The 6,000-nt window shown below is 40.9% G+C and carries 4 protein-coding genes; 3 read left to right on the forward strand and 1 reads right to left on the reverse strand.

Annotated elements, in window-relative coordinates; translation table 11 throughout:
- Positions 1-36: 36 nt before the first annotated feature.
- The gene (gene glpT / locus JEP36_RS15995) at positions 37-1,389 is read right to left on the reverse strand and encodes a glycerol-3-phosphate transporter (RefSeq protein WP_198630461.1); all 1,353 of its coding nucleotides are present in this window, start codon (positions 1,387-1,389) and stop codon (positions 37-39) included.
- A 380-nt stretch (positions 1,390-1,769) separates the two neighbouring features.
- Here glpT and glpA point away from each other — a divergent pair, with 380 nt between their 5' ends.
- Genes glpA through glpC form a run of 3 tightly spaced genes read left to right on the forward strand, consistent with a single transcriptional unit; the run spans position 1,770 to position 5,915 of the window.
- Complete coding sequence (gene glpA / locus JEP36_RS16000; protein WP_171455253.1) at positions 1,770-3,428, forward strand: anaerobic glycerol-3-phosphate dehydrogenase subunit A; 1,659 nt, start codon at positions 1,770-1,772, stop codon at positions 3,426-3,428.
- Positions 3,418-4,725 (forward strand): glycerol-3-phosphate dehydrogenase subunit GlpB, encoded by a 1,308-nt coding sequence (gene glpB, locus JEP36_RS16005; protein WP_198630462.1) that lies wholly within the window; start codon positions 3,418-3,420, stop codon positions 4,723-4,725. Before glpA ends, glpB begins: the two co-directional genes overlap by 11 nt.
- Positions 4,722-5,915 carry an anaerobic glycerol-3-phosphate dehydrogenase subunit GlpC gene (glpC, locus tag JEP36_RS16010; RefSeq protein ID WP_088493856.1) on the forward strand — a complete coding sequence of 398 codons (1,194 nt, stop codon included), beginning with the start codon at positions 4,722-4,724 and terminating at the stop codon, positions 5,913-5,915. Before glpB ends, glpC begins: the two co-directional genes overlap by 4 nt.
- Positions 5,916-6,000: the final 85 nt, after the last annotated feature.

The following is a 6,000-nucleotide window of genomic DNA, read 5'->3' on the forward strand; positions in this document are numbered from 1 at the left end:
GAGATTTAACTAATTTCATAAATAATCAGTTAGCGATTATTCGTACTTCTGAAGCATTTCACGTTTGTGTTTGGTTTCAGTAACCATCACGATAAGTAATAACACAACAGATAGCGCACTACCGCCGATCATGACCATAAAGCCGCCATCCCAGCCGAAGTAGTCAACGGTGTAACCTACGATAGCACTTGCTGCAACAGAACCACCTAAGTAACCGAATAGACCAGTAAAGCCTGCTGCTGTACCTGCTGCTTTTTTCGGGGCAAGCTCTAGCGCATGCAGACCAATTAACATAACAGGACCGTAGATTAAGAAACCGATGATTAACATACACGCCATATCAACATTCGGGTTACCCGCTGGGTTCATCCAGAATACGATAGTTGCGATAGTTACCAAGGTCATGAAGAACACGCCTGTTGCACCACGATTACCCTTGAACACTTTATCCGACATCCAACCACACAGCAGCGTGCCTGGAATACCAGCGTATTCATATAAGAAGTAAGCCCATGATGATTTATCCATTGCAAAGTGTTTAACTTCACGCAGATAAGTTGGTGACCAGTCCAGTACGCCGTAACGCAGTAAGTAAACGAACACGTTCGCAATTGCAATCATCCACAGAAGTTTGTTAGGGAACACATACTTCATGAAGATTTCTTTTGCAGTCAGTTCTTGTTCGTCGGTTTCTTTATAATCTGGTGGATAGTCGTTTTTGTACTCTTCGATTGAAGGTAAACCACAAGATTGTGGGGTATCACGCATTAATGCGAATGCAATCATAGCAACTAAGATTGCGGCAAATGCTGGCATATATAACGCTGCTTTCCAGTCGTTAAACCACGCCATACCTAATAAGAACAGTAATGGAGGTAAGCCACCACCAACGTTATGAGCACAGTTCCAGATAGAAACGATACCGCCACGTTCTTTTTGTGACCACCAGTGCACCATTGTACGTCCACAAGGAGGCCAGCCCATACCTTGGAACCAACCACAAAGGAACAACAGAACGAACATTACCATAATGCTCGAAGTTGCCCATGGTACAAAGCCCATAAATAGCATCACTGCGGATGCTAAAATAAGACCTGCTGGTAAGAAATAACGAGGGTTAGCACGGTCAGAGAATGAGCCCATGATAAACTTAGAGAAACCGTAAGCAATCGAGATCCCTGATAAAGCAAAACCTAGGTCACCTTTAGAAAACCCTTCTTCTACAAGATAAGGCATTGCTAACGCAAAGTTTTTTCTTACTAAATAATAAGCAGCATAACCGAAGAAAATCCCCATAAAGATCTGCCAACGCAGACGACGATAGACAGGATCTATCTGCTCTTTTGGCAAACGCGCTTTATGTGGCGCAGGTCTAAACAGACTTAACATATTAGCCTCCGATGGCTTTTATTTTAATATGTTGATATTAAATAATGACAAAACGAACAGTGAAGTTATCAAAAAATTTTCTTTAACGAACTTAATAGTAAACTTATACAATCAAATTTACTGTGAGGTATTACTCAGTTGTCGAATAATTTTTCAAGATGTGCAATTTTGAGTGATATGTTAACTTTATCAAATACTTTTTGTTAAATAATTTGTGATTAGTATCACACTTGTGGTTTTAATTTTTCACTCGTGAGCGTTTCTCTTTCGTTTTTGCTCATTATCAAACATTAACCACATTTTTTGTGTATCTTATACACTATAATTAACGCTAAAGAATAATTAAGCGTTTGCTGAATGTAATGTGAGAGGGCATCTCTATGATGAGCGGTTCACCAGTGACAGAAACTGATGTCATTATTATTGGCGGGGGAGCAACCGGTGCAGGCATGGCAAGAGACTGTGCACGCCGTGGATTACGTTGTGTCCTGCTTGAAAGGCATGATATTGCAACCGGTGCGACCGGTCGAAATCATGGATTGTTACACAGTGGTGCGCGTTATGCAGTAACAGACCCTGAGTCAGCGCGTGAGTGTATTGAAGAAAACATGATTTTAAAACGGGTCGCTCGTCATTGTGTTGAAAAAACGGATGGCCTTTTTATTACCCTTCCTGAAGATTCTTTAGAGTTTCAACAGACCTTTATTCAATCTTGCCAAGCAGCAGGTATTGATGCTCAAGCGATTTCACCCGAAGAAGCTATTCGCTTAGAGCCATCTGTTAACCCAAATTTAATCGGCGCGGTTAAAGTGCCAGATGGTACTGTCGATCCTTTCCGTTTAACTGCCGCAAATATGTTAGATGCCCGCGAACATGGCGCCCAAGTACTGACTTACCATGAAGTTGTTGGACTTATTCGTGAAGGCGACCGTGTTAAAGGTGTGAAAGTTTACGATCATCAAGCGAAAAAACTGTATGAAATTCGCGCGCAAATAGTGGCAAATGCAGGGGGAATTTGGGGGCAAAAAATCGCTGAATATGGCGAGTTAAAAGTTCGTATGTTCCCAGCCAAAGGTGCGTTGTTGATTTTGGGTCATCGTATTAACAATATGGTGATCAACCGCTGTCGTAAACCTGCGGATGCCGATATTTTAGTGCCTGGCGATACCATTTCATTAATTGGTACAACATCAACACGAGTACCTTACGATGAAATCGACAATATGTATGTCACCCCTGAAGAAGTTGATATTCTTATTCGTGAAGGTTCAATGTTAGCGCCAAAACTGGCTCAAACTCGAATTTTACGTGCTTATGCAGGTGTGCGTCCTTTAGTTGCAAGTGATGATGATCCATCTGGTCGTAATGTTAGCCGTGGTATTGTTTTACTCGACCATGCGCAACGTGATGGATTAGAAGGATTTATTACTATTACTGGCGGTAAATTAATGACTTACCGTTTAATGGCTGAATGGGCAACAGATAAAATCTGCGAAAAATTAAATGTCTCTGCTAAATGTACAACCGCAGAAGAAGCCTTACCGGGCTCTCGCCAATCAGCAGAGCAAGCATTACGTAGCGTTGTTTCATTACCTGCGCCAATTCGTGGTTCTGCGGTTTATCGCCACGGTGATTTAGCTAATAAATTATTGAGTAATGAACGTAGCGATAAGAGTTTAGTCTGTGAATGTGAAGCCGTTACGGCAGGGGAAGTTCGCTATGCGGTTAACTCTTTAACTGTCAATAACTTACTTGATTTACGCCGCCGTACTCGCGTGGGTATGGGAACATGCCAAGGTGAACTTTGTGCTTGTCGTGCAGCGGGTTTATTAAACCGTTTACAAGTCACTACTCCTCACGAATCAGAACAGCAGCTTGCCCATTTCTTAAATGAGCGTTGGAAAGGTATTCGACCAATTGCTTGGGGTAATGCGTTACGTGAGAGTGAATTCACCAGTTGGGTTTACCAAGGTTTATGTGGTTTAGATGCTGATATGATTGAAAAAACAGCTTCAGCGGAGGCAGATAATGAAATTTGACGTCATCATTATAGGTAGCGGGCTTGCAGGATTAACCGCAGGTATTCGTCTTGCTGAAGCTGGTAAGTCTTGTGCAATCATCAGTAATGGTCAAAGTGCGCTACACTTTTCATCAGGTTCATTGGATTTATTAACCCATCTTCCTGATGGTTCAGTCGTGACTCAACCTAAAAAAGCATTGGCAACATTAGCTGAATTAGCCCCTAAGCATCCTTATAGCCGTATTGGTGAAATTCAGGTTTCAACTTTCATTGAACAGGCTCAAGCACTATTAGCAAATACGAGTGGTCTTGAATATCAAGGTAATGGTGATGAAAACCATTATCGTATTACACCCGTTGGGCGTTCACGTATGAGTTGGATGAGCCCAAAACGTGTGCCAACGCATGGTGTTGATCAAGCGTTGCCATGGAAAAAGCTGGCTGTTGTTGGAATCGAAGGCTTCTTAGATTTTCAGCCACAATTTGCAAGCAATACGCTTAATGAGCAAGGTGTTGAGTCTATTCCTTATCATATTCACTTACCGCTATTAGACAGATTACGTGATAATCCAAGTGAATTTAGAGCAGTCAATATTGCGCGCTATTTAGATAAACCTGAAAACACTAAAGCGTTAGCGGAAGAGCTGAAAAAGCATATCGATGATAGTGTTGAAGCAATTATTTTACCTGCATGTATTGGACTGGATGCTGAAGAGCCAGTGATGCTACTTCAACAACTTGTCGGTAAACCTATCTGTTTATTACCGACATTGCCACCATCACTATTAGGTATTCGTTTACATCAAGCATTAAAACTGCGTTTCCAAAAAGCTGGCGGTTTAATAATGCCGGGCGATCGTGCAGAACAAGTTGATTTAGTAGGGAATAAAGTTACCGGTATTCATACTCGAAACCATACTGACATTCCGATTCGCAGTGAGCATGTTGTATTGGCGACGGGCAGCTTCTTCAATAATGGGTTAATTGCAGAGTTTGATCGTGTCTATGAACCTTTGATGGAACTTGATTTGCTAGAAACATTACCTCGCAATGAGTGGACAAAAGAGAATGTCTTTGCGAAACAGCCTTATATGCGATTTGGTGTTGATACAGATAGTCAATTAAGACCGATGAAATATGGCGAAGTCTTAGAGAATGTTTACGCCGTAGGTGCTGTATTAGGTGGGTTTGACCCACTTAATGAAGGTTGTGGCGCAGGTGTTTCAATGATCAGCGCACTTTATGCAGCGCAGCAAATTTTACAGCACAATAAATCAAAACAAACCACATCTGCGGTTGTGGAGGCAGCACAATGAGTTTACATGATAACAGTTTTGAAGCGTGCATTAAGTGTACTGTTTGTACGACTTACTGCCCTGTTGCAAAAGTGAATCCACTTTATCCGGGCCCTAAACAAGCGGGTCCTGATGGTGAGCGTTTACGCTTAAAAGATCCGATGCTTTATGATGAAGCATTGAAATATTGCACCAATTGTAAGCGTTGTGAAGTTGCTTGTCCGTCAGATGTGAAGATTGGTGACATCATTTCGCGTGCGAAACTGAACTACAATACAAAAACACCAAAACTTCGTGATGCTATTTTAAGTCATACGGATCTAATGGGTACATTATCAACGCCAATGGCGCCGATAGTAAATACCATTACAGGATTAAAACCTGTACGCAAGATCTTGGATAAAGCACTTAAAATCGACCATCGTCGCGAATTACCAAAATACTCTTTTGGTACATTTAGAACATGGATGAAAAAACAAGTTGAAGAGCAGGCGCGTTTTAAAGATCAAGTTGCCTTCTTTCATGGTTGTTATGCTAACTATAACCACCCACAATTAGGGAAAGATTTAGTTAAAGTATTCAACAAAATGGAGATTGGTGTTCAGTTATTAAAACGTGAAAAATGCTGTGGTGTTGCATTAATTGCGAATGGCTTTGTTAAACAAGCTAAAAAACAAGCCGCGGTAAACCTTGAATCTCTGACAGAAAAAATTGTTGAAAACAATATTCCTGTTGTTGCAACATCATCAACCTGTACTTTCACTATTCGTGATGAGTATGAACATATCCTTGATGTTGATACATCAAAAGTACGTGAAAACATTGAATTAGCGACACGTTATATTTATCGCTTATTAGAAGAAGGTCGTGAATTACCACTGAAGCACACTCCGTTAAAAGTGGCGTATCACACACCTTGTCATATGGAAAAAATGGGATGGACAGCGTATTCCATTGATTTAATTAAGCGTATCCCTGGTGTTGAAGTCATTGTTTTAGATTCTCAATGCTGTGGTATTGCTGGAACTTACGGTTTTAAATCTGAAAACTATGATGTTGCTCAAGGCATTGGTGCGGGCTTATTCCGCCAGATTGAAGAGAGTGGCTGTGATTTGGTAATTACAGACTGTGAAACCTGTAAATGGCAAATTGAGATGTCAACGACGAAAAAATGTGAACACCCTATTAGTTTATTAGCAAGAGCATTATAAGTACTACCTATTCGATAATAAAAAGTAATTGATTACTAAGATAACAAGCAGCTAGGGAATAAAAGAGGATCTTTTATTCCCTTTT

The sequence above is a fragment of the Proteus sp. PR00208 genome, assembly GCF_016238545.1.
Taxonomy (GTDB): Bacteria; Pseudomonadota; Gammaproteobacteria; order Enterobacterales; family Enterobacteriaceae; genus Proteus.

Coding starts and splice junctions, on each gene's coding strand:
- glpT (WP_198630461.1), bottom strand. CDS start 1,389: ATGTTAAGTCTGTTTAGACCTGCGCCACATAAAGCGCGTTTGCCAAAA.
- glpB (WP_198630462.1), top strand. CDS start 3,418: ATGAAATTTGACGTCATCATTATAGGTAGCGGGCTTGCAGGATTAACC.
- glpC (WP_088493856.1), top strand. CDS start 4,722: ATGAGTTTACATGATAACAGTTTTGAAGCGTGCATTAAGTGTACTGTT.
- glpA (WP_171455253.1), top strand. CDS start 1,770: ATGATGAGCGGTTCACCAGTGACAGAAACTGATGTCATTATTATTGGC.